The following is a 24,905-nucleotide window of genomic DNA, read 5'->3' on the forward strand; positions in this document are numbered from 1 at the left end:
CTTCCGGGTCCTCGGGACAGGCAGCGACCGGAGCCCTACCCGCCTACTCATCAGCTCAGCCGGAACCCCAGCCCAGGAATGGCCATGGCCGCCCCAGAAGACCTCACCGAGAGCAAACTGCTGCTGGCCGAGTACGACCGCATCAAGGAGGAGCAAAAAACCCGGATAGGATTTCGCGACAACCTGCTCTACTTCACGCTCGCCGCGTCCACTGCGGTCCTGGCGCTCACCGTCCAGAGCAGTCAGGCTCAACTGCTGCTCGCCATCCCTGTGATCTGCCTGGTCCTGGGCTGGACCTACCTGGTCAACGACGAGAAGATCTCGGCGGTCGGTCGCTACATCCGCGATCAACTGGGACCGCGGCTGGCCGAACTCAGCGGCGCTCACGGCGCAGTGTTCGGCTGGGAGATCTACCACCGCGACGATGCGAGCCGCACCACGCGCAAGCGGCTACAGACCGCTGTGGATCTGTTCATGTACGTGGCTTTGCCGATGATCTGCGTGACCGCATTCTGGTGCTCTGCCGCAGTCCAGCCACTACTCGTGATCGTCTCCCTCGCGCAGACGCTTGCCCTGGCAGTACTGGGGTGGCAGTTCCTTCGCTATGCAGAGCGGTAGCGCTACTGCCACCACGTTCAATCGGCCGTCCCGACCGGTACGGCCGAATATGCCTCCGCGGCGCTGGAAAACAAGTCGAAACCTCAGAGCTACGGGCGACTCGGGGCGGCAGGGGCCGCGTGTGCCGGGTGTCTGTCTGCAGAAGCACCGCCATGGCCGGTTTCCCGGCAGAGCGACGCACCAGACCCGGCCGCTCTCGCTGTACCGACCGGGAGACCTAGCCGAAGCGGAGCCCGAACGCGCCGGGGCGGAGGGCACCGACACGGATCCGTTCCCAACGGCGCTGATCCGTCCACGCAAACGGACATGAAGCCCGAGGCCGATTCGAACCCGCGCCACCCGCTTCAGGAGCGCGGGGCTCACAAGCGGGTGTACTCCAGGCGGACTGTGGTGGCGAGGCGGGTCAGGGCCTCTTCGGCGCCCTCGCGGTCGGTTTTGTCGAGGAGGGCGAGGGCGTCGGCGGCGGCGACGCGGACTCGCTGGGGTACCTCGTCCAGCGCGGCCATGCGGTAGGCGATGGTGCGGCGGGCCGCGCGCTCCTCGGCGCTGACGCCGTTCGGGCCGGTGCGGGGGAAGACGGCGGCCTCGTAGGCGGTGACATGGATGAGCACGCCGTGCGCGATGCCCTCGGCGTAGCCCCGCTGCCCGGCCTGCCGCTGGGCCATGGTGAAGTGCGCCATGGCCCGCCGCCGCACGATGAGCGAGCCCACCATGCCGACGAGCCCGGCGCACAGCGCCGCCCCCAGGGCGACGACACCGCCGCCGATCACCGCGCCGATCAGGGCGCCGCCCGCCATCAGCAGACAGGTCAGCCCGGTGGTCAGCATCATCAGTGCGCGCGCGGGAGTGAAGGAGGCCATGACGTGCAGTGTCTCAGCCCGGGAGGGGTGCGCGGGCGGTGGGCCGGTGGGGAGGGGTGGGGGGAGGGGCGATGTGGTCCGTGCCGGACGGTCGGTCTGTGCCTGCCCGCGACGCGTCACCCGCTGCTGGAGGGCCCCGGACGGTCCACGCGGGAGAGCCATGACGTGAGCACCGTTTCGAGTGACCCGGCCTCGGCCTCCGTCAGCAGATCCAGCAGGCGGCGCTCATTGTGCATGTGCTCGGTGAACGCCTCGTCGATCAGTTCGCGCCCCGGCCGGGTGAGCGCGACGATCCGGCCGCGCTGGTCGTCCTCGGCGCGGCGGCGGGTGACCAGCCCGGCCCGCTCCAGACGGTCGATCCGCTTCGTCATCGCGCCGGTGGTCACCATGGTGTGCGCGGCGAGTTCCCCGGGCGCCCGTTCGAACGGCGCCCCGGCCCGGCGAAGGGTGGCCAGCACATCGAACTCGCCCTCGCTCAGCCCGTAACGGCCGTAGACGAGACACAGCTCCTCGGTGAGCCGGTCCGCCAGGCGGTGCAGCCGGCCGATCACCCCCTGCGGGCCGACGTCGAGGTCGGGCCGCTCACGGCGCCAGTCGGCCTGGATACGGGCCACGCGGTCCTGCGGTGCTTGGTTCGCCTTCGCCTCCATGCCCCCATGATAGCTTCCCGGGAAGTTATATTGGCTTCCATGGAAGCCAATGCGCGATGGGTGGCGCTGACCGCGGTCGCGCCGGTGGCCTGGGGCGCCAACTACTTCGTCACGCACGAGTACCTCCCGGCGGACAGCCCGCTCTACGGCGCCGCCCTGCGGGCCCTCCCCGCCGGCCTCGTCCTGCTGGCCCTGTGCCGGCGGCTGCCGCGTGGCGCCTGGTGGGGGAGGGCCGCGCTGCTGGGGCTGCTCAACGTGAGCGTGTTCTTCGTGCTCGTCTACGCCGCCTCCCAGCTGCTGCCGACGAGCGTCGCCTCGACCGTCATGGCCGCCGCCCCGCTGACGATGATGCTGGTCGCCTGGCCACTGGTCGCCGAACGGCCCGGCCGCGCGCATCTGGCGGGCGCCGCGATCGGGCTCGGCGGGGTCTGTCTGATGCTGCTCGCCGGGACGGCGGGCGCGGGCCTCCCCGGCGTTCTCGCCTCGGTCGCCGCCATGCTCGTCTCGTCCTTCGGCCACATCCTCGCCAAACGCTGGAACGCCGGCACCGACGTCCTCGCCTCCACCGCCTGGCAGCTCACCGCCGGGGGCCTGCTCCTGCTCCCGGTCGCCGCCGCAGTGGAGGGCCCGCCGCCCGCGCTCTCCCCGGGAGCCCTCCTCGCCTTCGCCTACGTCTCCCTCGTCGCCACCGCCCTCGCCTTCGTGGCCTGGTTCACCGGGCTGCGCCATCTGCCCGCCGGCACCGTGGGTCTGATCGGCCTTCTCAACCCCGTCACCGGCGTCCTCCTCGGCACGGCCGTCGCCGGGGAGAGCCTGACGGTCCGGCAACTGTGCGGGCTGCTCCTGGTCCTGGTCGGCGTCGTCCTGGGCCGCCCCGGACGGAGGGCCCGACGGGACGGGGCCGGCCCACGACAGGAGGCCGGGCCGGAAGACGGTGCGATGGCCGGGCCGGAGGACGGTGCGATGGCCGGTCCGGCGGCCGGTCCGGTGGCCGACTCACCCGGGAGTTCGCGGAGTTCGCGGAGTTCGACGAGTTCGACGAGTTCGCCTCAGTCCCCGAGCTGATCCGCTTTCACCCCGAGCGTGACCGGGCCCAGGTCCGACGGCAGGTGGCGTACGGCGATCGCCACCGCCTCCGCCGCGGTGGTCGCGCGGGCGAGGACGGACTCGCCCGTGAGGTCCTCCGACAGCGTGAACCGGTCGATGTCGAGTGCCGTCACGATCGGACCGACGACGGTCAGATCGCGACGGGTGGTGGTCGAGAAGCGCAGCGCCCAGTGGCTGGTGAAGGGGTAGAGGGCGCGCAGCGCGGGTTCGGCGTACGCCGCCTCGATCAGCGCGCGGTAGGCGTCCCCGGGATACTCCACCGTGCGAGCCTCGGTACGCAGATGCCACCACTCCGACTCCGTCAGCAGCGCGGGATCGTCGTCGGGCACCTCGAAACGGCCGGTCGGTTGCACGAACGGGGCCGCCCGGCGGATGTCGTCCAGCGCCAGGCCGTCGTGCCATGCCTGCGCGGCTGCGGCGATCTGTGCCAGGTCGTCGGTGTCGCCCTTGATGAGGGCCATGCCCTGGTAGGACTCCTCGCCCCGGATCGACCACTGTCGCTCGACCACCCACGCACTGACGCTCAGCGCGTTGCGGTGCGGCAGGATGCTGTCGACAGCGGCGTGCATCACGGGCTGAGAGCCCGCGGACTCCACCGGCGCGGAGAAGAGGCCCTCTCCCAGGGCGCCGCGGAGGGCCGCGGCGAGGCTGCCGTGAGCCGCGACATCGGGATACAGCTCGGCTGGATCGGGGCGGGTGACCATGACGGCCATTGTGTCGCCCCGTTCCGTCCCGAACCACCCACCGCCCCCGACCACCCATCGCCCCCGCCCGCCCCCGCGCTCGCCAACTACCCACCGCAATACGAAGATCATGTGACTGCATAGGGTGGGGCCCGTGAGAACCAGCGACACCTGTGACACCTGTGGCACCCGCGAAACCGGTGAGGCCGTCGCGTGTCAGAGCGCGACCGAGGGGGAGACCGCCGTCCGATGAACCAGATCCTGTACGCCGGGGCCATCGGCCTGTTCCTGACGCTGATCGGCACCCCGCTGCTGATCAAGCTGCTGGCCCGGAAGGGCTACGGGCAGTACATCCGGGACGACGGGCCACGCGGCCACGCGGGCAAGCGCGGTACCCCCACGATGGGCGGCATCGCCTTCATCCTGGCCACCGTCGTCGCCTACGGCGCGACCAAGGTCATCACCGGGGAGAGCCCGACGTACCCGGGGTTCCTGGTGCTGTTCCTGATGGCGGGCATGGGTGTGGTCGGGTTCCTCGACGACTACATCAAGATCGTGAAGCGGCGTTCGCTGGGGCTGCGGGCCGGGGCGAAGATGGCCGGGCAGCTGATCGTCGGGATCGTGTTCGCGCTGCTCGCCATCCGGTTCGCGGACGAGCGGGGGCAGACGCCGGCCTCGCTGAAGCTGTCGTTCGTCACGGACTTCGGCTGGACGATCGGGCCGGTGCTGTTCGTCGTCTGGGCCCTGTTCATGATTCTGGCCATGTCGAACGGGGTGAACCTGACCGACGGTCTGGACGGTCTCGCCACCGGCGCGTCGGTCATGGTGTTCGGCGGCTACACCTTCATCGGGCTGTGGCAGTTCCAGAACTCGTGCGCCAACGCCATGGAACTGACCGACCCCGCCTCCTGCATAGAGGTACGCGATCCGCTCGATCTCGCCGTGGTCGCCGCCGCGTTGATGGGTGCCTGCTTCGGGTTCCTGTGGTGGAACACCTCGCCCGCCAAGATCTTCATGGGCGACACGGGGTCCCTCGCCCTCGGCGGTGCCCTCGCCGGCCTCGCGATCTGCTCCCGCACCGAACTGCTGCTGGCCGTCCTCGGCGGGCTGTTCGTCCTCATCACCATGTCGGTCGTCATCCAGGTCGGCTCGTTCAAACTGACCGGCAAGCGCGTCTTCCGCATGGCCCCGCTGCAGCACCACTTCGAACTCAAGGGCTGGTCCGAAGTCCTCGTCGTCGTCCGTTTCTGGACCATCCAGGGCATCTGCGTGATCGCCGGCCTCGGCCTGTTCTACGCGGGCTGGGCGGCGAGCTGACCCCACCAGGCGCCGGGGCGCTCCGGTCCGTACCAACACCCCGGCCTCGACGGTCTGTTGGTCACAGACCGCCGCTCGGCCCCAACCCGCTGCGTACCGCCCGGAGGTGTTCGGTGAGGGGGCCGAGGCCCACGTCGTGGCGGCGTTCGTCGACTGTCTCGGGGTGGCGGACGGGGTAGGGGAAGAGGGTGCCGGGGTTGATGCGGGTGCCGTAGAACTGGGGCTGGCCGAGGGCCACCGCGCAGTGGTCGGCGATATAGGCGTGGTGCACGGCGGGGCAGCGGCCGTCGGCGACCGCCTCGGCGATCAGGTCGCGGCAGGTGAGCTGGAAGCCGAGGTCGGGGGCGTGCAGCAGAAGCATCAGGGCCGCCGTGGAGGCGGGTTCGCCGACCGACGCGGCGGTGGGCCAGCCATGGCGGGCGACGATCGAGCGCAGGGCGTCCCCGTTGCCGGCCTGGCACTCGGCGATCCGGGCGCGGGCCCGCGCGGTGGGCGCGGACCGGGCCTCGTGGGCCAGCCGCCGTTCGTCCTCGGCCCTGCGGATCAACTCGGCGGCGAGGCCCCGCCTCCGGGGCGGAGCGGCGTCGTACGCCGGCTCCGGAGCCGAGGGGGTGACGGGCTCCGGTGCGCGGGGTGGGACGGGTCGCGAGGTGGGTTCCATGGCCGGGGCGCCCTTCACACCGGCTCCCGGACGGCGAGCGAGAACCACACTCTCTTGCCCGCGTCACCCGGTTCCGGCGGATCGGTGCCCCAGTCGTCGGCCAGCGCGGCGACGATCGACAGTCCGCGGCCCGACTCGGCGAACGCGCTGACCGCCCGGGGGCGGGGCGGCGCGGGCGAGGGGTCGGCGAGCGTCACCCGCAGGGCCTGCCCGGACCATTCGACGACGACGCCGATGGTGTCGTCCGGATCGGCGCTCGCGTGCCGGACCGCGTTGGCGAAGAGTTCGTCGGTGGCGAGGACCGCGTCGTCGAGGAGCGCGGAGAGTTCCCACCGGGTGAGGTGCGCCGCCATCGTGCGCCGCACCCGGGCGGCGCACGAGGGGTGTGCGGGTACCGCCATCCGGAAGAGGCGGGACCGCTCGATCGCGATCAAGGCAGCCTCACCGCGCCCGGCGACCCGTCCGCGCCCGGCGACCGGTCCCCGTCCACCGCGGCGGACGGCGCGTCATGGACGCTCCAGCCGGGGTCGTGCGCTGCCGCGGCAGGGGTCCGTCGGCGGGGCGGGCCGACACTGACTGCCGTCATCGGTTCTCCTCCGGATTCTTGGGGGGTGCTGTTGTCGAAGACAACAGCACCGGCCACACAAAAGACCAGGTGGTGGAGGGGTTGTGCAGTTGCGGGCGGGTAGTGGCGCCCGCTGTGTAGGTTCCCGACCATGGTGAACGTGCGCGGCAGGGCAGTGGTGGTCACCGGCGGCAGCCGGGGTCTGGGCGAGAGTGTCGTACGGCTGCTGCTCGCCGAGGGTGCCCGGGTGGCGACCTGCGCGCGGGAGCGGGCGGGGCTGCGGGCGCTGGCCGCCTCCTTGACCGGGGAGGAGCGGGAGAGGCTCTTCACCGACGCGCTCGACGTCACCGAACCCGGACGCCTGGAGGACTTCGTCACAGCTGCGGCGAAACGTTTCGCCTCCGAGGGGGTCCCGCCGTACGAGGGCGGTCCCGCCCGGGTCCCGCCGCACCCGGGCGGTCTCGACGGCGTCGTCGCCTGTGTCGGCGGCTCCCGTGGCGGCGCGTTCGAACTGGCCGACAGCGCCGACTGGACGGCCACCTGGGAACTGAACGTCGGACACACCGCCCGCCTCGTCCGCGCGGCCCTCCCGCATCTGCGTACGGCCGGCGGCGGCTCGGTCGTGCTGATCGGCTCGATCTCGGGCTGGAAACCGGGACCGCCCGCCCAGTACGGCGTGGCGAAGAGCGCCCTGATCCAGCTGGCCGCCTCCCTGGCCCGCGAACTGGGCCCGGACCACATCCGCGTCAACACCGTCTCGCCGGGCTCGATGCTGATCCCGGGCCGCCGCTGGGACCGTATGCGCCGCGAGGACCCCACGGCGTACGAGGCCTTCGCCGGGGCGGAGCTGCCGACCGGCGCCCCCGTCACCCCGCACGAGGTCGCCCGCACGGTGGTGTTCCTGCTCTCCGACTGGGCCACGGGTGTCTCCGGCGCCCACCTGCCCGTGGACCGGGCCCAGAACGCGCCCTCGCCGTACGGCTATTGACGCTCCGTCACCTCAGGGCGCCGCCGTCAGGCGGCCGCCCCCAGCACCACCCGCGAGCGGCGTTCGAAGTCCTGGACGACGGGCTCGTGGCGGCGGGAGGACAGGCGGCCCCGGAAGTCGCGGAGGGCCTGGATGGAGCGTTCGCTGTGCACCCCGCTGAGCGCTTCGAGGGCGTCGTCGGCCGTGGCGATGGCCTCGTCCAGACGGTTCTGCTGGAGGTGGGCCGTCGCGAGGACGGACCGGCTGATGGCCTGACGGCGGCGGCGGTCGGCGTGGGCGCGCACCGACTCGCTCGCGGTGTGCTCCGCCTGCGCGGCCAGGCCCAGGTCCCGGAAGCAGACCGCGGACTCCGCCTGGAGGTAGTGGTGGTCGAGGAACCGCACCCAGGGCGACTCCTGCGCCGCGCCCCGGCTCGCGTCGAGCTGCCTCTCGGCGGCGCGCAGCGCCTCGGCGGTCTCCCGGGGCCGGCCCAGCGCCGCGTGCCCGCGCGCGGACATCGCGTGCAGCCGCATCAGCCCCAGCGGGCTGCCCGAGTCCTTGGCGGTGGCGACCCCGGCCCGCGCCAGCGCCACCCCCTCGTCGGGGCGGCCGAGGCTGGTCGCCAGATGGGACAGCCCGGCCAGGATCTGGCCGCCCAGCACATGGTCACGGCCCTCCGCGCAGAGCCGCAGCCCCTGCGTCATGTACCGCTGGGCCAGGCCGTACTCCCCGGCGTCGTACGAGCTCCAGCCCGCCATCGCGGCCAGCCGGGCGGCGGCGGCGAACAGCTCGCGCCGGTGGTGCGGCGGCAGACCGCGCTGCTGGAGCAGCGGGATGACCTCGGTGGTGAGGTACTGCACGATGCTCGTGCGGATGCCGCCGCCCCCGTAGTGGTTGTCCATCTCGTCGAACATGCGGAGCATCGCGTGCACCTGCTCCACCGGCCCGCCGCCCGACACCGGCGCGAGCCTCGGGGCGTCCCGGCTCTCCACCAGCCAGAGCAGCCAGGCCCGCTGAGGGTTCGTCAGGGCACCCGGCACGAACGGCACCGAACCGAGCAGGCTGCGCCGGGAGATGTCGGTGGAGCCCAGCTCCGCCAGGGTGTGCAGGGTCTCCGACACGTTCTCGACGAACATCAACGCCCGTCCCGTCACCGGCCGTCCGCGATCGAGCGGAAAACCGAGGTCGGCCGGAGTGAGCGCGCGGCCCAGCCGTTCGCCGAGCACCGCGGCGATCAACTCCGGTGTGTTTCCCCGTGGTTGCTGGCCCTGGAGCCAGCGGGTGACGGAGGCCTTGTCGTAGTTGGTCTCCGCGCCTTGGCAGCGGCCCAGATCGTTGACCCGCAGGGCGAGGGAGGCGTACGAGCAGCCGGCCTCCTTCAACGCCGCCGCCAGCGGCTTGTTGGGCCCGACGGCCCCCTTGGCCGGGTTCCTAGGTAATCCGTTCGTCACGGCGGCCATCCAGGTCTCGCATCGTGTCGGCGCGCGAATCGGCCCCTGCCCGCCGTGGCGCCAACTCCTGGGCGGGCCGGAGGAGTTCGAGGGACGCTGCGCACGGTGTGCGGCAGGTCACTCGATCACTATGGTGGCCGAACAACTCAGCCCGCAACCGGCGTTCTGATAATTTCAAAATGAACCGCGAGGACCTGTCCGTGTCAACGGATCGCATGGCACACTGCACGCTGTGAATCCCGCCCCGGGAGGTTGCACGTGAGTGAGACCCGCGTCGGAGGGAGCGCCCCTGCGGCGCCCACGGTCCTGCGCATGGTCCTCGGCAAACGGCTCCGCCAGCTGCGGGAGCGGGCCGGAGTCTCCTTCGACGAGGCCGCCCGCGCCATCGAGGTCACCGCGCTGACGGTCCGCCGGATGGAGAAGGCCGAGGTCGGCCTCCGCATCCCCTACGTGAAGGAGCTGCTGCGCACCTACGGGGTCTCCGGCACCGAGATCGAGGGCTTCCTCGCCCTGGCCCGCGAGGCCAACCAGCCCGGCTGGTGGCACAAGTTCCGCGATGTGCTGCCCGAATGGTTCAGCGCCTACGTGAGCCTGGAGAGCGAAGCCGCCGTCATCCGCCTCTACGAACCCCAGTACGTGCCAGGCCTGTTGCAGACCCACGACTACGCCGCCGCCCTCATCCGGGTCGGCTTTCCCAACGCGAGCCCCGAGGAGGTCGAACGGCACGTCGCCCTGCGCCTGAGGCGTCAGGACCTGCTGGCCAAACCCGAGGCACCGGCCGTCTGGGCCATCCTCGACGAGACCGTGCTGCGCCGGCCGGTGGGCGGCCCGGAGGTGATGCGGGCCCAGCTCGACCGGCTCGCGGAGGCGACGGAACAGCCCAAGATCAGGATCCAGATCATGCGGTTCGCGGCCGGGCCGCACCCCGGTGCGTACGGCCCGTTCCACTACTTCCGGTTCGGTTTCTCCGAACTCCCCGACATCGTCTACACCGAGGGCCTCGCGGGCGCTCAGTACGTCGATCAGCCCGTGGACGTCGTGACCTATCTGGAGGTCCTGGACCGGATGTCCGTGCAGGCGGAACCGGTCGCTCGGACCAGGGACATCCTGGCGGCACTACGCAAGGAGTTGTGACACATGGCAAGGACAACCGACGGACCCGTCCACAGCGGTATGCCCGCGGCCGAGCTCGGCGTGGAGGGGTGGCGTAAGCCGTGGAGCGGGACGAATGGTGGTTCGTGTGTGGAGGCTAAGCGGCTGCCTGACGGCCGCGTGGCCTTCCGGCAGTCCACCGATCCGGACGGGCCGGCCCTCGTCTACTCGCGGGAGGAGATGGTGGCGTTTCTGGAGGGGGCGAAGGCGGGGGAGGCGGACTTTCTTATCGCCTGAGGGGGCGGGAGTTCGGGTTCGTCGGCGGGTGCGGGTTCGGTGGGGGTTCTCGCGCAGTTCCCCGCGCCCCTGAGAAGCCGGGGCTGCGCCCCGTGCTACTCATCCCGGTCGGAGCCGCCGCGCGGATCACTACGCCCGCACAACCGGACAACCCGTGCGTGCACTCCCGTCACCTGTCGGCCGTGCCCAGACTGGTCGACGACCGCCGCGCACCACCCGAAGGGAGCGGCATGCGTACGCCGCCTCGTGCCCCGGGCCGCTCCCGAGGGGTGGGGACGACACCGTCACCCCTGCCCGCGCTGACGCCGTACCGGACCCTGATCGTCGAGGGGCACGAAGGTCCCGGACGGGATCGGCTGGTCGCCGAGCTGGCGCACCTCGGGTTCGAGGTCCGGCGGTTGCCGGCCGCCCTGCACCACCTGGACCCGGCCCTGCCCTGCCGTGAACTGCTTGCGGGGCCGGGCCGGTTGGCCGTCGACGGCAATCTCATCGCGGAACTCGTGCACGGACCGCTGCGCCGGGGCCGCTCCCGGGTCACCTGGATGCACGCCCTGGACCTCGCCGACGCCGTCGCCGAACGCGACGGGGCCATGCTCCACCTGACCACGTCCGAGGTCACCGAGGCCGCCACCGCGTACGCCCGTGTCTTCCGCACCCTGGCCCAGCACGTTCCCGTGGTGACCCTCGACATCGGCGAACCGGGCGGCCCCATCCGCGCTCCCGCATCCCGCTCGTCCCAACTCTGGTGTAGCACGCGGCAGTTGACGATAGGTTAGCGACGACCACGCGATGTGAGGCAGGAGAGTCCCCATGGCAGAAGGCCACCCCACTCCCGATCAGGAAGCCCTGTCGAAGATCGACACCACGGTGCCGCACTCGGCCCGCATCTGGAACTACTGGATGGGCGGCAAGGACAACTACGAGGTCGACCGCGAGGCAGGCGACGCCTACCGGGAGATCGCCCCCAATATCGAGTCGATGGCCCGCGCCTCCCGTGTCTACCTCATTCGCACGGTCACCTTCGTGGCCCGCGAGCGCGGGATCCGCCAGTTCCTGGACATCGGCACCGGCCTTCCGACGTACGACAACACCCACCAGGTCGCCCAGAAGGTCGCCCCGGAGTCCCGCATCGTCTACGTCGACAACGACCCGCTGGTACTGCGCCACGCGCAGGCGCTCCTCACCAGCACCCCCGAAGGGGTCACCGACTACGTCGACGCCGACCTGCACGACCCGGACAGCATCCTCGAAGCCGCCGCGAAGATCCTCGACTTCGACAAGCCGGTCGCGCTGATGCTGATGGGCATCCTCGGCCACATCCAGGACTACGAGGAGGCCCAGGACATCGTCCGCCGCCTCCAGGCCGCCCTGCCGTCCGGCAGCTACTTCGTCCACTACGACAGCACGGACACCGACGCCGAACTCAAGCGCGCCCAGGAGGGCTACGACGACACCGGCGCCGTCCCGTACGTGCTGCGCAGCCCCCGCCAGCTGCACGCCTACTACGAGGGCCTGGAGCTGCTGGAGCCCGGCATCGTCTCGTGCCCGCTGTGGCGTGCCGAACCGGGCACGGATCCCGAGCCGACGGACGTGTACGGGGGAGTGGCCTACAAGGCGTAGCGGCACCGGCCCGGCGGGGAGGCGGCCGGGGCGGCGCGGGAGGTGATGCGGGAGCGTGCGATGAGGGCCGTGTACTCCGGAGCACTTCGGGTAGGCCCCCCGCATGACCGGCCCCGCCGACCTCGACCGGCAGGTTCTCGACGCAGTGGAGAACCTGGTGCCGCTCTGGTTCTCGGCGGTCGAGGACGTCGTCCCGCGGCTGTCCCCGCGACAGATCCTGGCGCTCCGCGCGATACGCCGTCGGCCCGAGCTGAACCTGACCGCCCTGGCGGAGCAGCTCGGCATCGGCCTGCCCACGGCCAGCCGGCTCTGCGACCGGCTCGAAGCCGCCGGCCTGCTCCAGCGCTGTGTCCACCTCGACGACCGGCGCGAGGTGCGGCTGCTGGTGACCGAGCGCGGACTCGGGTTCCTCGTCGAGGTCACCGAGCGGCTGTCGGCGCGGCTCGGCGACGTCCTGGCGGCGCTGCCGGCGGCCGAGCGCGCCCGGGTCGAACAGGTACTCAAGGCCCTCGGCGGCCCCGTCAGTTGAGCGGTGCCGTCACCCGCCCCGCCTCGCTGTGCACATGGCACAGCAGCAGACACACGTCGTCCTCGTGCTCGTCGTCCAGCAGGGGTTCCAGGAGCCGGTCGGCGGACTCCTCCAGATCGTCGTCGAGGGTGGTGGCCGGGAGCCCCCCGAGGGCCGAGGCCAGCCGCTCGATACCCGGGTCGATGCCCTGCGCCCGGCGTTCCACCAGCCCGTCCGTGTACAGCGCCAGGGTCGAGCCGGGCGGCAGCGGGACGGTGTGATCGGCGATCTCCTGCCGCAGGGGGATGCCGAGCATCGCGCCGGGCTTGGCGTCCAGGATCCGCACCCGCCCGTCGGGTGAGCGCAGCACCGGCGGCGGATGCCCCGCGGCGGCCCAGGTGAGGGTGGGCTCCCGCGGATGGAATCGGGCGATGACGGCGGTGGCGTACAGGTCGGGCTGCAGATGGTGCAGGAACAGATGGAGATGGGTGAGGAGCTGGCCGGGCGTCTTGCCGTCGACGGCGTAGGCGCGCAGCGCGGTCCGCAGCTGGCTCATCATCACCGCGGCGTGCAGCCCGTGCCCGGTGACGTCACCGATCACGGTGATCAGACTGCCGTCCGGCTGGCGGAAGGCGTCGTACCAGTCGCCGCCGATGTTCATGCCCCGGGTGGCCGGCAGATAGCGCGCGGCCAGCCGCAGGCCCGGTGTGGTGGGCAGCTCGGTGAGCAGGGCCCGTTGCAGGGTCTCGGCGATGTCGCGGTTGTGCTCGAAACGCCGGGCGTTCTCCAGGGCGACCCCGGCCCGCCGGGCCAGCTCGATCAGCATGAACGCGTCGTCGGCGTCCCAGCGTTCGTCGTCGGGCGGCGACAGCGTCAGCACACCCAGCGGCGCGCCCCGCGCCGTCAACGGCACACACAGCAGAGGCCGGTCGGGGTGCAGTGCCGAGGGCGGCTGGTCGTCGACCCCGGGCAGCCCGCCGGGGTGGTCGGCGGCGTACTGGGGGCGCCCCCGGCGTGCCGCGACGACGGCCGCGGCCGGTCTCGGCCCGCCCCCGGCGACCTCGCCCTCCCCGTCGAACAGCCATACGTCGGCGGTGCGGGCGTACCGGGGCACCAGGAGCGAGGGCAGCAGCCGTACGATCGCGTCCGGGTTGAGGGACGCGGTCAGCGCGGCGCTGGCGTCGGCGAGGAAGGTGAGCCGGCCGCGCGCGTTCTCGGCCTCCCTGCGGGCCTTCTGCTCGGCGGCGAACAGCTCGCGCTGCGCCCGCCCGGCCGCGTCCAGCTCGGCGTGCAGCGCCAGGACGCCCTGGTTGGTCTGGTGCAGCTCCTCGCGGTGGAACGCGACCAGCGCCTCCTGCTCGTCGAGCCTCTCCAGCAGCAGCGCCGCGTCCTCGTCCGCCCCGAACAGGGCCTCCGCGAACGTCGCCGGATCACCGGCCACATGCTCGCTGTCCGGCAGCCGCCCCTCCTCCGAGCAGGCGACCGTCAGCCGCCAGGGCTGCCGGTACTCGCCCGGCCGCCGGTTCTCCGACGTCACCTCGACCAGGAACCGGCAGCCACCGGGCCGCGCCGTCGTGGCCCGCGCGGTCAGCAGCCAGGTGCCGCCCTTGGTGAGGCACTGCCGCAGCTGCGCGGTGAGCACGGACACCAGCCGCGCCCGGTCGGTCGGCGAGACGCCGTGCGCGCCGGCCAGCCGCGCGGTCGCGATACGGGCCCGCGCGGCGTCGGTGACGGAACTGACATGCCAGGTACGGGTCATGGGCGGCGGTCCGGCGGGGAGGGGACCAGTACGGCGACGGTGGTGTCGTCGCGTACCGGCCGGGCGGGGCTGCTCGCGTCGCGCACGATCACGGCGGCGATCACAGCGGGGTCGAGGGTGGGGCTGTGGGCGGCGGGGCCCGGACTCCAGCGGCTGGGCAGACCGTCGCTGTGCAGCACGAGCAGACAGTCGTCCCCCCAGGCCGTCTCGTGCTGCGGGAGACGCGCGGCCCGGTGCGCGCCGACTATGCCCGGCCGCGACAGCAACGGCTGCCAGTCCGCGCCGGTCCGCAGCCGCGCCCCGATGTTGCCGATGCCGGCGAACAGCAACCGCCCCGCCGCGACGTCGAGTTGGGCGACGGCGACGGCCGCGCCCCGGGTGTCGCGCAGCGCGCCCTCCAGCCGCCGCAGCAGCTGCGCGGGGGGCAGTTCGGGCGCCCGGTACAGCTGCTCCACGGCCGCCGAGGAGGCACGGGCCGCCGCCATCCCGTGGCCCAGGCCGTCGGCGAGCATCAGGGTGGTGAGGTCGCCCGACCGGGCCCAGGCCCAGGCGTCGCCGGAGAACTCCGCGCCGGCGAAGGGCACGTTGACGCCCCCGGCGCGGACGGCAGCGGCCCCGGCCTTGGCCTCGGCGGGGGAGGGGGCGGGGGTGGCGCGGCGTGCGGGCCGGGCGCCGAGCCGGGCCAGGGCGATGGTGCCCCGGCCGACCGTGCTGTGCAGGTCGAAGTCGTCGGCGACCCGGCGGCAGGTGCCGAGGCCCGCGCCGAGCGAGGCGGTCGTGGAGAACCCGTCGCGCAGCGCGCCCGCGACATCGCGGACCCCCGGACCGTGGTCGATCGCCGCGATCTGCACCATCGGGGCCGCGCCGTCCGGCCGTTCCGGCGCGGGCCGGGACACCACGTCCAGCAGTATCAGCCCGCCCCCGGCGTGCTTGAGCAGATTGGTCGCCAGCTCGGTGGCCACCAGCGCACAGCCCGCGGTGCGGCCCTCGTCCAGCCCGGCCCGCGCCGCTGCGGCCTCGGCGGCCACCCGGGCGTCGCGCACCCGGGTCGAGTCGTGCACCGGAACCTCCCAGACGCGCGGCATCAGCGCTCCTCGCGCGGGCGCGGCGTGCCCGCCAGCCAGGACGTCACCGTGACCGTGGTGCCGGACCCGGGGCGGCTGTCGATCGTGAACTCGTGCACCAGCCGCCGGGCGCCGCCCAGCCCCATCCCCAGGCCCTCGCCGGAGGTGTAGCCGTCGATCAGGGCCTGGTCGAGGTCCGGGATGCCGGGCCCCTCGTCGCTGAACGTCAGCCGCAGCCCGCGTGCGCCGCCCTTGTCCACCGGCTCGCACTCCATCTGGCCCCCGCCGCCGTGGACCAGGGTGTTGCGGGCCAGTTCGCTGGCCGCGGTGACCAGTTTGGTCTGGTCGACCAGACCGAAGCCGAGCTGGGCGGCCGCCTGCCGCACATGCTGACGTACCCACACCAGATCGAGATCCGAGTGGATCGGCAGGCAGGCGGAGATGCCGCCGGCGGTCTGCATCACGGACTCTCCTGGCGGGCATGCCCTCGGCGGGGGAAGGTCGGGTCCGATTCACCGAGGAGCCGCATCGCGTCCTCGGTGCTGAGCGCGGTACGCAGCCCTGGCAGGGTCAGCCCCAGCTCCACCAGGGTGATCGCCACGGCCGGACGCATCCCCGCCACCACCGTCCCGGCGGCGAGCAGACTCGTCTGGGCGGCGATGTCACCGAGCACCCGGCCCAGGAACGAGTCGACCATCTCCACCCCGGAGAGGTCGATGACCACACCCGTGGCGCCGCTGCGCGCGACCGTGTCGCTGATGTCCTGCTGGAGCTGCTCGGCCGCGCCGTCGTGCAGATCGCCCTGGAGCGACACCAGCAGCACATTGCCGAGCTTGAGCACGGGGACGGGTGCCCCGTACGCGGACGGTCCGCCGTATCCGGCGAAGAGACCGCCGCTCACCTGCGCCCCGAACCGGCGCCGTCGTGGGACACGATGTCCGTGCCCAGTTCCCTGAGCGCGTAGGCCAGGGCGTCCGCGAGGCTCGTGCGGGTGAGCACCGAGCTGAGGTCGATGCCCAGATGGACGATGGTCTGCGCGATCGGCGGCCGGATGCCGGAGACGATGCACTCGGCGCCCATCAGCCGCGCCGCCGCCACGGTCTTCATCAGGTGCTGGGCCACCAGGGAGTCCACGGTGGGCACCCCGGTGATGTCCAGGATGGCGAACCGGGCGTGCTGCTCCACGATCGAGTCGAGGAGCCGCTCCATCACCACCTGGCTGCGGGCGCTGTCCAGGGTGCCGATCAGGGGGACGGCGACGATGCCCTCCCACAGCTTGATCACCGGAGTGGCCACCTCCATCAGCTGCAGCCGCTGCCGGTGGATCAGCTCCTCGCCCTCGCTGAGCGCCGTCTCCAGCACCACCAGCCGCAGCGTCCCCATCAGCACCGTCAGGGTGGTGGTGCACTCCCGCAGATGTGTGGCCGGCGCGGCGGGGAACTCGGCGACGAGCAGCTCGGTGACGGGCGGGCGCAGCGCGTCCACCTCGGCGGAGATCTGGGTGACGGTGGAACCGGCCCGCGCCCGGGAGGCCGCCGTCCGGGCCAGCTGCTCGCGGACGACGTGGAAGCCGCCGGACTCGGCGTCCTCGACACTGTCCGCGGCGGCCACGGCGGCGAGCGCGTCCACGACGGCCCGGCCCGCCTCCACCGCCTCGTCCCGGGAGTGGGTGAAGACGGTACGGAACAGCGCGGCGTCGGCCCAGCGCTGGGCGATCTGTTCCTGGCGGTTGCGCAGGAAGCGCGCGACCTCCTGGGACGGTGTCAACTGCTGGCCTGCCGTGTCCTGTTCCGGCACGGGTCTCTCCTCACATGGTGGTGCGCCTCCCCGCTCCGGGAAACGACTGGTGGACGGCTGACGGACGGGTTCATCGAGGGGGCGGGCCGGCCTCCCATGGTCCGAACCAGTCGAGACAGACCACGAGCGCGTCGTCGTCCGCCACGGGCGTGCCGCGATGGCCGGACAGTTCCCTGAGCACCGCGCCGGGTACATCGGCGGCGGGCAGCAGCCGGGTGGCGTTGACCGCGCGGGCGAGCGCCCGTTCCCCGTACTCCTCGCCGCCGGGCGTGACGACGGAGTACACCCCGTCGCTGACGAAGACCAGCCGGTCGCCCGGTTCGACCGTCACCTCCTGCGCGGTGTACTCCGTCTCCTCGAACATCCCCAGCGGCAGCTGCGCGTCCAGGGCGACCACGGTGACGCTCCCGTCGCGCAGCAGCAGCATCCGCGGGGAGCCCGCGTCGACGATCTCCAGGCGGCCGGTGCGCAGATCCAGATCCAGCAGCAGCACCGACAGATGCGAGGCCCCGCCGTACTGGGCGTGCACGGCCTGGTCGGCCAGCGCCGCCTGGTCGGCGATGGACAGGCCCGCCCGGCGGGCGTTGCGCAGCGCGTTGATCCCCAGCTGGGTCAGCAGGGACGCCTCGATGCCCTCGCCCATGCCGTTGGTGACGTACAGCATCAGCCGGTCCGCGTCGGCGGACCAGTCGAAGTTGTCGCCGAAGATGGCGTACGCGGGCTCCAGTTGACCGCCCAGCGCGTACTCGGGCCGGGTGGCGGACCGCCCCGGCAGCAGCTGCCACTGCATCTCCGCCGCCAGGGTCAGCCGGCTGGAGCGACGGGCCCGGACATACACATCGGTGTCGCGCTCCGCGACGATCAGCTCATGCCCCAGCACCCCGGCCAGCTCGGCCAGTTCGCCGAGGCACTCCTCGGCCTGCGCGGCGGACGGCAGGGTCAGGCTCAGCACGCCCAGCCGGTCACCGCGCACGCTGACCGGCAGATGCGCCCGCACCCGGCCGTCGCCGAGCCGCTCCACGTACGGTTCCTGCGCCCCGAACGCCCGGCCGGCCGGACCGTCGTGCACGGGCAGCGGCTCCGGCGGGTCGGGGCGGACGGACGCGGGCCGCAGCGCGGTGAGCGAGTAGTCGGCCAGGTAGAACTCGACGTCCCGCGCCGCCCAGTCGTCGGCCAGTACGGCACGGAACGCGTCCACCAAGTGGTGCGGAGCGGCGGAGCGAAGGGCTCGTTCGGCCGCCACGAATCTGTTCACGATGTCGGATACGCCATTCTTGCCAGAGCTGACAGTGTTCGAAATGCCTGGAAGAGTGGGCCCGTGACTTCCTCCTCCACCCCGCGGCCGGACGAGGTGGCGCGTGTGACCTCCGAGGCGGCCGAGCTGCTGGAGGTCCTGTGGGGGCGCGCCTCGACGGCACCGGTGTCCGCGTCCCAGCTCCGGGTGCTGTTCATCCTGGAGCACAACGACGGCATCAACCTGCGGATGCTCGCCGACGCCCTCGGCTCCACACCGCCCTCCACCAGCCGGCTGTGCGACCGCCTGGAGGCGGTGGGTTTCGTCGTGCGCCACACCAGTACGGCCAGCAGGCGCGAGCTGTGTCTGCGGCTGAGCCGGCGCGGACAGTCCTTCTTGCTGGACCTGCGCGCCCGCCGGGAACGCGCCCTGCGATCCGTGCTGGAGCAGATGCCCGCCACGCAGCGGACCGCGCTCCTGGAGGGGCTGGGCGCGTTCTGCGCCGCCGCGGCGACGGAGATCCACGAGGGCGACGCCACGGACGCGCGGAGCGCCTGACCGCCGCCGGCCCGATCCCGGTTCGACAGCCTCATCCCGACCTTTCCCACACTCTTCGCCCGGCTCACTCTGTTGCCTTCCGGCCATAGTTGTCAAACGACAACTGTTGCCCATGTGCGTGCCCCACGCGCCGACGGACCACGCCAAGTCGCGTCCTCCTTCGGCGCGTTGCCGACCGCTACTCCTGCGCCGGAGGTTCGTCCGGATGCGGGGCCACCTGTCCGGAATCCACGGCGGCCAGCGCTTCGTCCACGCTGTCCACCGTGGCCACGGTGAGGCTGACACCGGTGAGATCGAGTATCCGCCGTACGGCCGGTGCCGGGGCGATGACATACACCCCGCCGGGAATCCGCCGCACCTCCTGATACGTCCGCAGGATGATGTTCATGCCGGACGAGTCCATGAACGGGACCGCCGACACGTCCAGCAGGAAGTGCCGTCGGCCGTGGCGCAGTTGGTTCGCCAGATGATGCTGCAGCTCGGTCGCCGTGTCGATGTCCAGTTCCCCTTCGATCGTGAGCAGCACGGCGTCGTCCCGGGGCAGATCGACCTTGATCGACAGGGGGTTGTGGGCAACGGACACGAGAGTCTCCCTAGGCGCTTGACCGACCGGGGCGGGTGCCCCGATCCGCGGATTCGACGCATCGTTCGGCGATGCGCCCGTGCGCATACCCGCGAATCGTCCGGACACACAGGCCCGATCAGGCGACTCCCGGCTCCAGGAGCCCCGCCCGCAGCCGCTTGATGATGCGGCTGATCAGCCGGGACACATGCATCTGGGACACCCCGAGCTGCTCGGCGATCTGCGACTGGGTCTGCTCCTCCACGAACCGCAGATGCAGGATCCGCCGCTCCCGGTCGTCGAGTTCGGCGATCAGCGGCGCCAACGAGTGGAAGTCCTCGACGAGTTGCAGCGACGGGTCCTCCTCGCCGATCAGATCGCCCAGCACGGTGTCGCCGTCCTCACCGCCGTCGGAGGTGAGCGCCGCGTCGAGCGAGGAGGTGTTGTAGCCGTTGGACGCCTTGCGCGCCTCGATGACCTCCTCCTCGGACAGCGACATCAGCTCCGACAGCTCACGCGTCGTCGGCATCCGGCCCAGCCGGGACTGCAGCTCGTCCGTCGCCCGGGCCAGCTCCACCCGCGCCTCCTGCAGCCGCCGCGGCACATGCACCGCCCAGCTGGTGTCCCGGAAGAACCGCTTGATCTCGCCGACGATGTACGGCACGGCGAACGTGGTGAACTCCACCTCCCGGGACAGCTCGAACCGGTCGATGGCCTTGATCAGTCCGATGGTCCCGACCTGGACGATGTCCTCCAGGGAGTCCTCACGGCCGCGGAAGCGCGAGGCCGCGTACCGGACGAGGGAGAGGTTCATCTCGATGAGCGTGTTGCGCACGTACTGATACGTGTGCGTGCCCTCGTCCAGGATGGCCAGCCGGTCGAAGAACTGCCGGGACATCTCCCGGGCGTCCTTGGGCCTCACCTGGGACGGGTCCTCGATCAGGGGCAGGTCCACCCCCTCCGCCATGACCCTCCCCTGTGCCGTGGCCGTAGTACGTGCCGTCACGGCTGCCATGCTGTCCACCCCTCTCGCCCGAAGCCTTGTCGCCACCCCACGCTTGCCCCACAACCCGCGAGTCAGTCCCCCTCAAACAGGAAAGGGACCGTGGCGCTCCCCACTCTGGCCGGAAGTCACCGCCGGACCGGGTGACCGGGATCACCCGGCCCTGGCGATCCGTCACCCCGGATGCGCGGACCGTTGTTTGCCCGCCGGGTCGCGGGGCAACCGAAGTTCCACGCCTCCGTACCGGAGGCACGTCGGCGGGAGCGGTGTTCCGCGTACGGGCCCTGGTCGCCCGCCCACCGCTTCCCGCCGCGAGTCCCTGAAAGCGTCGTTCAGGAGCGATTTCCCATGCTGGTCAATGTGTCCGCACCCGGTTCAGCAACTTCCGTCCGTCCCGGCACCCCCGACAGGAGGGCGCACGACGACGCCCCCGACACCGCCACCGCCTTCGCCCGGCTCGCCGCGATGGACGCGGGACCCGAACGCGACCACGTACGGGACGAACTCGTGCGGGTCTGGCTGCCCATGGCGCACCGCATCGCCGGCCGCTTCCGCAACCGCGGCGAGTCGCTGGAGGACCTGCGCCAGGTCGCCGCGATGGGCCTGGTCAAGGCGGTGGACCGCTACGAGCCCGAACGCGGGGCGTTCGAGAGCTACGCCGTGCCCACCATCACCGGCGAGATCAAGAGGCACTTCCGCGACCGGATGTGGACCCTCCGCGTCCCCCGGCGGGTCCAGGATCTCCGCAACAAGGTGCGCGTGGCGCGCCGCGAACTGATCCAGACCTCCGGCGGCTCCGCCGAACCCTCCATCGCCGACATCGCCGCCCTCGCCGGGCTCACCGAGGAGGAGGTCAACGCCGGGATGGAGGCGCTCGACAGCTTCAGCGCGCTGTCGCTGGACGCCGAGATGTCCTCCGGCGACGACGGCTACAGCCTCGCCGACACCCTCGGGGCGCCCGACTCGGCGTACGACGTGGTCGTGGACCGGGAAGCGGTGAAGGAAGGACTGCGCCGGCTGCCCGAACGCGAGCGCGCCATCCTCTACATGCGCTTCTTCGAGGACATGACGCAGAACCGCATCGCCGACCGCCTCGGCATCTCCCAGATGCATGTCTCCCGCCTCATCAGCCGCAGCTGCGCCCGCGTCCGCGAGGAGGCCCTCGGCCGCGCCACGCCCTCCGCCTGAGCCGTACGCCGTCGCCCCGACCACCCAGGAGAGCCACACATGCTGACGCCCCATCCCGCGACCCTGCGCAAACTCGTCGACGAGTACGAGTCGCTCGCAGCCCACGAGAGCGAGCGGGGCGACCCCCAGGCGGTGCGCCGCGCGCAGGACCTGGCGTACACGCTGTGCGTGTCCACGGGCACCCGCGACGTCCACCGGGCCCTGGAGACGGCACGCGCGCAGCTCGCCGCCGCGCAGGCGGACGCGACCGCCGAGCTGTGCGGGAGGCGGGTGGTGCTCCCGGGCGCTCCCGGGAGTCATGGTCCGGTCCCGAGCGGGTATGCGGCGCTTCATGAACAGTGATGAACCGAGCTGTCCCGCGTCGTCGACCCCGTATCTGCCATGATACCGATGGAACGTCACCCGCTCATGGACCACGACCTCATGAACCACGACACCGGTCCCGTTCAAACGCCGTCCGGGCGGCCGGCCCGGCCGCCCGCGGCGATCACCACCGCCGCGGCCGCCCGCCGCCATGTGCGGGAGTTCGTGGGCAAACGGTGGCGTTCCCCGGCCGGACCGCCGAGCGAGCAGTCGATGATCGACCTCATCCTCGTCGTCTCCGAACTGGTCACGAACGCGCTCCGGCACGGCGGCGGCATCGCCGGCTTCGACGTCGCCCTCACCCCCGAGGGCGTACGGCTGAGGGTGCGGGACCACAGCACCGCCGTGCCCGTGGGCCGGCACGGGCCCGGAGTGCTGCCCCGGGTCCACGAGGGCAGCGGCTACGGCTGGCCCCTGATCAACCGGCTGTCCCGCGAGGTCGACGTCGAGCGCCGCACGTCCGGCGGCAAGACCATCAGCGTCCTGGTGCCGCTGGCCTCCTGAGCCCTCACCAGGGCCTGGGTCCTCACCAGGGCAGGAAGACGTGGACGTCCTTGCCGTGGTCGTGCACCACCACGCTGACCTCCTCGCAGAGCGTCTGGATCAGATACCAGCCGATACCGCCGCCGCCCTTGCTGGGGCTGAAGGGGCGCGGCGCGGGCGAGGTCCTGCTCGTGTCCCCGAGCGTCACATGGACTCCGTCCAGGGTGCGGCGCAGCGTCAGCTCGAAGCGCCCCGGCGCGTACTGCACCGCGTTGGCCGCCAGTTCCGTGACCACCAGCAGGATGTCGTCCCAGTGCTCCGTGGCGGCCGGCGGTTCGCTGCGCGCGAGGGCGCTCAGGAACCCCTCCGCGGCCGTACGGGCCCCCGTCACGTCGCCGAGTTCTCCGTCGAAGGCGGCGTGGCTGTCGTGGATCTCCTCGGCAGTCAGTTTGTCGTCCCTACATGGCTCTGTGGACATCTCGTCGTCCCCGGTTCGGCTGCTTGAGGCGGACGCGATGCCGCGTTCCCCTCCGACGCTCGTGTTTCCCGTGAGGTCGGCGGCTACGCGTGCGAAAGCGTAGGGAAATGTGGGGCATTGGAGAAGACGGCCGTCCCTCCGGGCCCCCGGCGGGGGCGGGCGCTCTACCGGTCACCCGTCTCACCGTCCTCGGCCGGGGTGCGGAACACGAGCAGTGCCACGTCGTCGTCGTTGTCGACGGGACGGGCGCGCTCCAGGAGCAGATCGCAGAACACGTGCAGCGGCCGGTGGGCGAGCGCCGCCGCGTGCTGGCGCAGCCGGGCCAGACCCCGGTCGAGCGTGTGCCCCGGCGACTCGATCAGACCGTCCGTGTACAGCACGAGCGTGGACAGCGGCGGGAGCGGGGTGAGCGTGTCCGTGCGCGCCCGTGTCAGGCCCGTGCCCAGCAGATGGTCGTGCTCCTCGTCCAGGAACCGGGACCGCCCGTCATGGGTGATCAGCAGCGGCGGCGGATGCCCGGCGTTGGTCCACCGCAGCGCCCACCCCTCGGCGCCCTTCTCGACCCGACCGAAGATCAGGGTGGCCATGGACGCCTCGGCCACGTTCACCACGGCCTGGTCCAGCCGCTCCACGATCTTGCTCGGCGGCTCCTCCAGCGCCCAGGCGTAGGCCCGGAGCATGTTGCGGACCTGCGCCATCCCCGCCGCCGCGTCGATGTTGTGCCCGACGACGTCGCCGATGGCCACCGCCGTGGACCTGTCGGCCAGCGAGAACACGTCGTACCAGTCGCCGCCGACCTGCGAGGACTCCGACGCCGACTCGTACCGCGCCGCCATCCGCAGACCCGGCACCTCCGGCATCTGGGGCAGCAGATGACGCTGCATGGTCTCCGCGATGTGCCGCTGCCGCTGGTACAGCCGTGCGTTCTCCAGGGCCAGCCCGGCCCGGCGGGCGATGTCCTCCAGCAGCGACAGCTCGGAGTCGGTGAACGACCCCGGCCGGTCGCTGAGGCCCAGCGTGAGGGCGCCGAGCACCGCGCGCGGCCCCCGGATGGGCGCGATGGCCGCCGACCGCAGCCCCGTCTCCTGGAACAGCTTCTGCTGGGCGACCGTGATGCCCGAGTCCGCCGGCCCCTGGTAGGTCTCGGGCCCGGCCAGTGTCGACGCCGCCCCGCGCAGCGCCCGCGACAGCGGCATGAGCGACTCCTCGTGCACCGGCGGCAGCGGACCCTCCAGTTCCTCCCGCCGCACCACGGCGCCGTCGCGATGGGTCGCCACCGTGGTCCGCCACACGTCGTCGCTCTCGGTGATCAGGTCCACGATCGCCCAGTCCGCCAGCCGGGGCACCACCAGCCGCACCAGGCGCGCGACCGCCTCGTCGGCGTCCAGCGTGGAGGTCAGCCGGGTCGTCGTCTCGGCGAGCAGGGCCAGCCGGTCCAGCTGGGACAGGGACGACGGCTCGGCGGTCAGCGGCGGGCCGCCGCCCGGCGCGCTGTCGTGGAAGAGGACCACCGCGCCGATCCCGCCCCCGTCCAGCCGGCACGGGGTGACCAGCCAGGTCACCGGCAGCAGTGTGCCGTCGCCGCGCCGGAACCACTCGCGGTCCCCGCCGCCCGTACGGCCGCTGAGGAAGGTACGCATCATCGAGCACGCCGCCCGGGGCATCGTCTGCCCGAGATGGTCGCGGTGCAGCAGCCCGTGCGCGTCCCGGCCGACGAGTTCGCCGGCCGACAGGCCGAGCAGGGCCTCCGCCCGCGCGTTCACCGTGACGACGGTGCCGTTGTCGTCCACGACGTACAGGCCGGCGTGCAGGAGATCGGGCAGCCCGTCCGGCGACCGCCCGGCCGTACCCGGCGGCTGCCCCTCGGCGTTCTCCGGACTCCACGCGCTCATGCTCGGGCTCCTCCTGCTCCGGTCGTGGACGGCACGGTCGTACCGGCGGACGGATCCGCCGTACGTGCTGCACGCATTACCCCGTCCCGGGCGACCTACGCGCGAAAGGTCCCGACCCGCAGGTGGGG

General features: G+C 72.2%; 30 protein-coding genes. 13 read left to right on the forward strand and 17 right to left on the reverse strand.

Features of this window, described 5'->3' with window-relative positions; genetic code table 11:
• Positions 1-84 precede the first annotated feature (84 nt).
• Positions 85-618, forward strand: coding sequence for a hypothetical protein (locus ACZ7MG_RS04340; protein ID WP_471392413.1), 534 nt, complete (start codon positions 85-87; stop codon positions 616-618).
• Positions 619-977: 359 nt separating this feature from the next.
• Here the strand turns inward: ACZ7MG_RS04340 and ACZ7MG_RS04345 are convergent, their stop codons facing one another.
• Both ACZ7MG_RS04345 and ACZ7MG_RS04350 read right to left on the reverse strand, forming a co-directional pair.
• Positions 978-1,478 (reverse strand): cyclodeaminase/cyclohydrolase family protein, encoded by a 501-nt coding sequence (locus tag ACZ7MG_RS04345; protein ID WP_471392416.1) that lies wholly within the window; start codon positions 1,476-1,478, stop codon positions 978-980.
• Positions 1,479-1,594: 116 nt separating this feature from the next.
• Positions 1,595-2,128, reverse strand: a complete 534-nt coding sequence (locus ACZ7MG_RS04350) for a MarR family winged helix-turn-helix transcriptional regulator (protein WP_471392418.1) — start codon at positions 2,126-2,128, stop codon at positions 1,595-1,597.
• Positions 2,129-2,167: 39 nt separating this feature from the next.
• Here ACZ7MG_RS04350 and ACZ7MG_RS04355 point away from each other — a divergent pair, with 39 nt between their 5' ends.
• Positions 2,168-3,193 (forward strand): EamA family transporter, encoded by a 1,026-nt coding sequence (locus ACZ7MG_RS04355; RefSeq protein ID WP_471392420.1) that lies wholly within the window; start codon positions 2,168-2,170, stop codon positions 3,191-3,193.
• Here the strand turns inward: ACZ7MG_RS04355 and ACZ7MG_RS04360 are convergent.
• Entirely contained in the window at positions 3,178-3,939 is a 762-nt protein-coding gene (locus ACZ7MG_RS04360; protein WP_471392422.1) for a DUF6193 family natural product biosynthesis protein, read from the reverse strand. The genes ACZ7MG_RS04355 and ACZ7MG_RS04360 overlap by 16 nt on opposite strands.
• 228 nt (positions 3,940-4,167) lie before the next feature.
• On the opposite strand from ACZ7MG_RS04360, the gene mraY reads away from it, so the two are divergent.
• A complete protein-coding gene (gene mraY / locus ACZ7MG_RS04365) occupies positions 4,168-5,235 on the forward strand; it encodes a phospho-N-acetylmuramoyl-pentapeptide-transferase (protein ID WP_471392424.1) in 1,068 nt (355 codons plus the stop codon).
• Positions 5,236-5,296: 61 nt separating this feature from the next.
• Here mraY and ACZ7MG_RS04370 read toward each other — a convergent pair whose 3' ends face one another.
• From ACZ7MG_RS04370 to ACZ7MG_RS04380, 3 genes are read right to left on the reverse strand one after another with little or no spacing between them, the layout of a single operon-like run.
• Entirely contained in the window at positions 5,297-5,896 is a 600-nt protein-coding gene (locus ACZ7MG_RS04370; RefSeq protein WP_471392426.1) for a DUF6624 domain-containing protein, read from the reverse strand.
• 14 nt (positions 5,897-5,910) lie between these two features.
• Positions 5,911-6,330, reverse strand: coding sequence for an ATP-binding protein (locus tag ACZ7MG_RS04375; protein ID WP_471392429.1), 420 nt, complete (start codon positions 6,328-6,330; stop codon positions 5,911-5,913).
• The gene (locus ACZ7MG_RS04380) at positions 6,327-6,482 is read right to left on the reverse strand and encodes a hypothetical protein (protein WP_471392432.1); all 156 of its coding nucleotides are present in this window, start codon (positions 6,480-6,482) and stop codon (positions 6,327-6,329) included. The genes ACZ7MG_RS04375 and ACZ7MG_RS04380 overlap by 4 nt, the downstream gene beginning before the upstream one ends.
• A gap of 130 nt (positions 6,483-6,612) precedes the next feature.
• Between ACZ7MG_RS04380 and ACZ7MG_RS04385 the strand changes: the two genes are divergently transcribed.
• Positions 6,613-7,449: an SDR family NAD(P)-dependent oxidoreductase gene (locus ACZ7MG_RS04385; RefSeq protein ID WP_471392435.1), complete on the forward strand. Its 837-nt coding sequence runs from the start codon at positions 6,613-6,615 to the stop codon at positions 7,447-7,449.
• 26 nt (positions 7,450-7,475) lie between these two features.
• Here ACZ7MG_RS04385 and ACZ7MG_RS04390 read toward each other — a convergent pair whose 3' ends face one another.
• Positions 7,476-8,888: a hypothetical protein gene (locus tag ACZ7MG_RS04390; RefSeq protein WP_471392437.1), complete on the reverse strand. Its 1,413-nt coding sequence runs from the start codon at positions 8,886-8,888 to the stop codon at positions 7,476-7,478.
• 303 nt (positions 8,889-9,191) lie between these two features.
• Here ACZ7MG_RS04390 and ACZ7MG_RS04395 point away from each other — a divergent pair, with 303 nt between their 5' ends.
• From ACZ7MG_RS04395 to ACZ7MG_RS04415, 5 genes are all read left to right on the forward strand, one after another.
• Positions 9,192-10,013: a helix-turn-helix domain-containing protein gene (locus ACZ7MG_RS04395; protein WP_471392801.1), complete on the forward strand. Its 822-nt coding sequence runs from the start codon at positions 9,192-9,194 to the stop codon at positions 10,011-10,013.
• Between the two features lie 3 nt (positions 10,014-10,016).
• Entirely contained in the window at positions 10,017-10,268 is a 252-nt protein-coding gene (locus tag ACZ7MG_RS04400) for a DUF397 domain-containing protein (protein ID WP_471392439.1), read from the forward strand.
• Positions 10,269-10,498: 230 nt separating this feature from the next.
• A complete protein-coding gene (locus ACZ7MG_RS04405; RefSeq protein ID WP_471392441.1) occupies positions 10,499-11,044 on the forward strand; it encodes a hypothetical protein in 546 nt (181 codons plus the stop codon).
• 34 nt (positions 11,045-11,078) lie between these two features.
• Positions 11,079-11,888, forward strand: a complete 810-nt coding sequence (locus tag ACZ7MG_RS04410; RefSeq protein ID WP_471392444.1) for an SAM-dependent methyltransferase — start codon at positions 11,079-11,081, stop codon at positions 11,886-11,888.
• A 103-nt stretch (positions 11,889-11,991) separates the two neighbouring features.
• On the forward strand, positions 11,992-12,417 hold the full coding sequence (locus tag ACZ7MG_RS04415; protein ID WP_471392447.1) for a MarR family winged helix-turn-helix transcriptional regulator: 426 nt from the start codon (positions 11,992-11,994) through the stop codon (positions 12,415-12,417).
• Here the strand turns inward: ACZ7MG_RS04415 and ACZ7MG_RS04420 are convergent.
• The 6 genes from ACZ7MG_RS04420 to ACZ7MG_RS04445 all read right to left on the reverse strand — a co-directional run bounded on the left by ACZ7MG_RS04420 (position 12,410) and on the right by ACZ7MG_RS04445 (position 18,271).
• Entirely contained in the window at positions 12,410-14,155 is a 1,746-nt protein-coding gene (locus tag ACZ7MG_RS04420; protein ID WP_471392450.1) for a PP2C family protein-serine/threonine phosphatase, read from the reverse strand. The genes ACZ7MG_RS04415 and ACZ7MG_RS04420 overlap by 8 nt on opposite strands.
• On the reverse strand, positions 14,152-15,240 hold the full coding sequence (locus tag ACZ7MG_RS04425; RefSeq protein ID WP_471392453.1) for a SpoIIE family protein phosphatase: 1,089 nt from the start codon (positions 15,238-15,240) through the stop codon (positions 14,152-14,154). The genes ACZ7MG_RS04420 and ACZ7MG_RS04425 overlap by 4 nt, the downstream gene beginning before the upstream one ends.
• The gene (locus ACZ7MG_RS04430) at positions 15,240-15,680 is read right to left on the reverse strand and encodes an anti-sigma regulatory factor (RefSeq protein ID WP_471392804.1); all 441 of its coding nucleotides are present in this window, start codon (positions 15,678-15,680) and stop codon (positions 15,240-15,242) included. Before ACZ7MG_RS04430 ends, ACZ7MG_RS04425 begins: the two co-directional genes overlap by 1 nt.
• A complete protein-coding gene (locus ACZ7MG_RS04435; protein WP_471392456.1) occupies positions 15,680-16,120 on the reverse strand; it encodes an STAS domain-containing protein in 441 nt (146 codons plus the stop codon). Before ACZ7MG_RS04435 ends, ACZ7MG_RS04430 begins: the two co-directional genes overlap by 1 nt.
• On the reverse strand, positions 16,117-17,016 hold the full coding sequence (locus tag ACZ7MG_RS04440) for an STAS domain-containing protein (RefSeq protein WP_471392459.1): 900 nt from the start codon (positions 17,014-17,016) through the stop codon (positions 16,117-16,119). Before ACZ7MG_RS04440 ends, ACZ7MG_RS04435 begins: the two co-directional genes overlap by 4 nt.
• Positions 17,017-17,086: 70 nt before the next feature.
• Complete coding sequence (locus tag ACZ7MG_RS04445; RefSeq protein WP_471392461.1) at positions 17,087-18,271, reverse strand: PP2C family protein-serine/threonine phosphatase; 1,185 nt, start codon at positions 18,269-18,271, stop codon at positions 17,087-17,089.
• Positions 18,272-18,334: 63 nt separating this feature from the next.
• Here ACZ7MG_RS04445 and ACZ7MG_RS04450 point away from each other — a divergent pair, with 63 nt between their 5' ends.
• Positions 18,335-18,808, forward strand: a complete 474-nt coding sequence (locus ACZ7MG_RS04450) for a MarR family winged helix-turn-helix transcriptional regulator (RefSeq protein ID WP_471392463.1) — start codon at positions 18,335-18,337, stop codon at positions 18,806-18,808.
• A gap of 178 nt (positions 18,809-18,986) precedes the next feature.
• Here the strand turns inward: ACZ7MG_RS04450 and ACZ7MG_RS04455 are convergent, their stop codons facing one another.
• Together ACZ7MG_RS04455 and ACZ7MG_RS04460 are read right to left on the reverse strand one after the other, a co-directional pair.
• Positions 18,987-19,391 (reverse strand): STAS domain-containing protein, encoded by a 405-nt coding sequence (locus ACZ7MG_RS04455; RefSeq protein WP_471392466.1) that lies wholly within the window; start codon positions 19,389-19,391, stop codon positions 18,987-18,989.
• Positions 19,392-19,509: 118 nt separating this feature from the next.
• Entirely contained in the window at positions 19,510-20,337 is an 828-nt protein-coding gene (locus ACZ7MG_RS04460) for an RNA polymerase sigma factor SigF (protein WP_471392807.1), read from the reverse strand.
• Positions 20,338-20,721: 384 nt separating this feature from the next.
• On the opposite strand from ACZ7MG_RS04460, the gene ACZ7MG_RS04465 reads away from it, so the two are divergent.
• The 3 genes from ACZ7MG_RS04465 to ACZ7MG_RS04475 are packed head-to-tail and all read left to right on the forward strand — an operon-like array spanning position 20,722 to position 22,428.
• The gene (locus ACZ7MG_RS04465) at positions 20,722-21,561 is read left to right on the forward strand and encodes a SigB/SigF/SigG family RNA polymerase sigma factor (protein WP_471392468.1); all 840 of its coding nucleotides are present in this window, start codon (positions 20,722-20,724) and stop codon (positions 21,559-21,561) included.
• Between the two features lie 39 nt (positions 21,562-21,600).
• Positions 21,601-21,903, forward strand: coding sequence for a DUF5133 domain-containing protein (locus tag ACZ7MG_RS04470; RefSeq protein WP_471392471.1), 303 nt, complete (start codon positions 21,601-21,603; stop codon positions 21,901-21,903).
• A gap of 39 nt (positions 21,904-21,942) precedes the next feature.
• Positions 21,943-22,428, forward strand: coding sequence for an ATP-binding protein (locus ACZ7MG_RS04475; protein ID WP_471392474.1), 486 nt, complete (start codon positions 21,943-21,945; stop codon positions 22,426-22,428).
• A gap of 22 nt (positions 22,429-22,450) precedes the next feature.
• Here the strand turns inward: ACZ7MG_RS04475 and ACZ7MG_RS04480 are convergent, their stop codons facing one another.
• Both ACZ7MG_RS04480 and ACZ7MG_RS04485 read right to left on the reverse strand, forming a co-directional pair.
• A complete protein-coding gene (locus tag ACZ7MG_RS04480; RefSeq protein ID WP_471392477.1) occupies positions 22,451-22,885 on the reverse strand; it encodes an ATP-binding protein in 435 nt (144 codons plus the stop codon).
• A 164-nt stretch (positions 22,886-23,049) separates the two neighbouring features.
• Positions 23,050-24,777, reverse strand: coding sequence for a PP2C family protein-serine/threonine phosphatase (locus ACZ7MG_RS04485; RefSeq protein ID WP_471392480.1), 1,728 nt, complete (start codon positions 24,775-24,777; stop codon positions 23,050-23,052).
• Positions 24,778-24,905: the final 128 nt, after the last annotated feature.

The sequence above is a fragment of the Streptomyces sp. NPDC107538 genome (genome assembly GCF_055657445.1).

Bases quoted from the DNA above. Each gene is read 5' to 3' on its own strand.
- ACZ7MG_RS04400 (WP_471392439.1), top strand. From the start codon at position 10,017: ATGGCAAGGACAACCGACGGACCCGTCCACAGCGGTATGCCCGCGGCC.
- ACZ7MG_RS04420 (WP_471392450.1), bottom strand. From the start codon at position 14,155: ATGACCCGTACCTGGCATGTCAGTTCCGTCACCGACGCCGCGCGGGCC.
- ACZ7MG_RS04485 (WP_471392480.1), bottom strand. From the start codon at position 24,777: ATGAGCGCGTGGAGTCCGGAGAACGCCGAGGGGCAGCCGCCGGGTACG.
- ACZ7MG_RS04475 (WP_471392474.1), top strand. From the start codon at position 21,943: ATGATACCGATGGAACGTCACCCGCTCATGGACCACGACCTCATGAAC.
- ACZ7MG_RS04460 (WP_471392807.1), bottom strand. From the start codon at position 20,337: ATGGCGGAGGGGGTGGACCTGCCCCTGATCGAGGACCCGTCCCAGGTG.
- ACZ7MG_RS04370 (WP_471392426.1), bottom strand. From the start codon at position 5,896: ATGGAACCCACCTCGCGACCCGTCCCACCCCGCGCACCGGAGCCCGTC.
- ACZ7MG_RS04415 (WP_471392447.1), top strand. From the start codon at position 11,992: ATGACCGGCCCCGCCGACCTCGACCGGCAGGTTCTCGACGCAGTGGAG.
- ACZ7MG_RS04355 (WP_471392420.1), top strand. From the start codon at position 2,168: ATGGAAGCCAATGCGCGATGGGTGGCGCTGACCGCGGTCGCGCCGGTG.
- ACZ7MG_RS04465 (WP_471392468.1), top strand. From the start codon at position 20,722: ATGCTGGTCAATGTGTCCGCACCCGGTTCAGCAACTTCCGTCCGTCCC.
- ACZ7MG_RS04425 (WP_471392453.1), bottom strand. From the start codon at position 15,240: ATGCCGCGCGTCTGGGAGGTTCCGGTGCACGACTCGACCCGGGTGCGC.
- ACZ7MG_RS04480 (WP_471392477.1), bottom strand. From the start codon at position 22,885: ATGTCCACAGAGCCATGTAGGGACGACAAACTGACTGCCGAGGAGATC.
- ACZ7MG_RS04390 (WP_471392437.1), bottom strand. From the start codon at position 8,888: ATGGCCGCCGTGACGAACGGATTACCTAGGAACCCGGCCAAGGGGGCC.
- ACZ7MG_RS04470 (WP_471392471.1), top strand. From the start codon at position 21,601: ATGCTGACGCCCCATCCCGCGACCCTGCGCAAACTCGTCGACGAGTAC.
- ACZ7MG_RS04345 (WP_471392416.1), bottom strand. From the start codon at position 1,478: ATGGCCTCCTTCACTCCCGCGCGCGCACTGATGATGCTGACCACCGGG.
- ACZ7MG_RS04340 (WP_471392413.1), top strand. From the start codon at position 85: ATGGCCGCCCCAGAAGACCTCACCGAGAGCAAACTGCTGCTGGCCGAG.
- ACZ7MG_RS04350 (WP_471392418.1), bottom strand. From the start codon at position 2,128: ATGGAGGCGAAGGCGAACCAAGCACCGCAGGACCGCGTGGCCCGTATC.
- ACZ7MG_RS04430 (WP_471392804.1), bottom strand. From the start codon at position 15,680: ATGCAGACCGCCGGCGGCATCTCCGCCTGCCTGCCGATCCACTCGGAT.
- mraY (WP_471392424.1), top strand. From the start codon at position 4,168: ATGAACCAGATCCTGTACGCCGGGGCCATCGGCCTGTTCCTGACGCTG.
- ACZ7MG_RS04395 (WP_471392801.1), top strand. From the start codon at position 9,192: ATGGTCCTCGGCAAACGGCTCCGCCAGCTGCGGGAGCGGGCCGGAGTC.
- ACZ7MG_RS04360 (WP_471392422.1), bottom strand. From the start codon at position 3,939: ATGGTCACCCGCCCCGATCCAGCCGAGCTGTATCCCGATGTCGCGGCT.
- ACZ7MG_RS04405 (WP_471392441.1), top strand. From the start codon at position 10,499: ATGCGTACGCCGCCTCGTGCCCCGGGCCGCTCCCGAGGGGTGGGGACG.
- ACZ7MG_RS04410 (WP_471392444.1), top strand. From the start codon at position 11,079: ATGGCAGAAGGCCACCCCACTCCCGATCAGGAAGCCCTGTCGAAGATC.
- ACZ7MG_RS04385 (WP_471392435.1), top strand. From the start codon at position 6,613: ATGGTGAACGTGCGCGGCAGGGCAGTGGTGGTCACCGGCGGCAGCCGG.
- ACZ7MG_RS04380 (WP_471392432.1), bottom strand. From the start codon at position 6,482: ATGACGGCAGTCAGTGTCGGCCCGCCCCGCCGACGGACCCCTGCCGCG.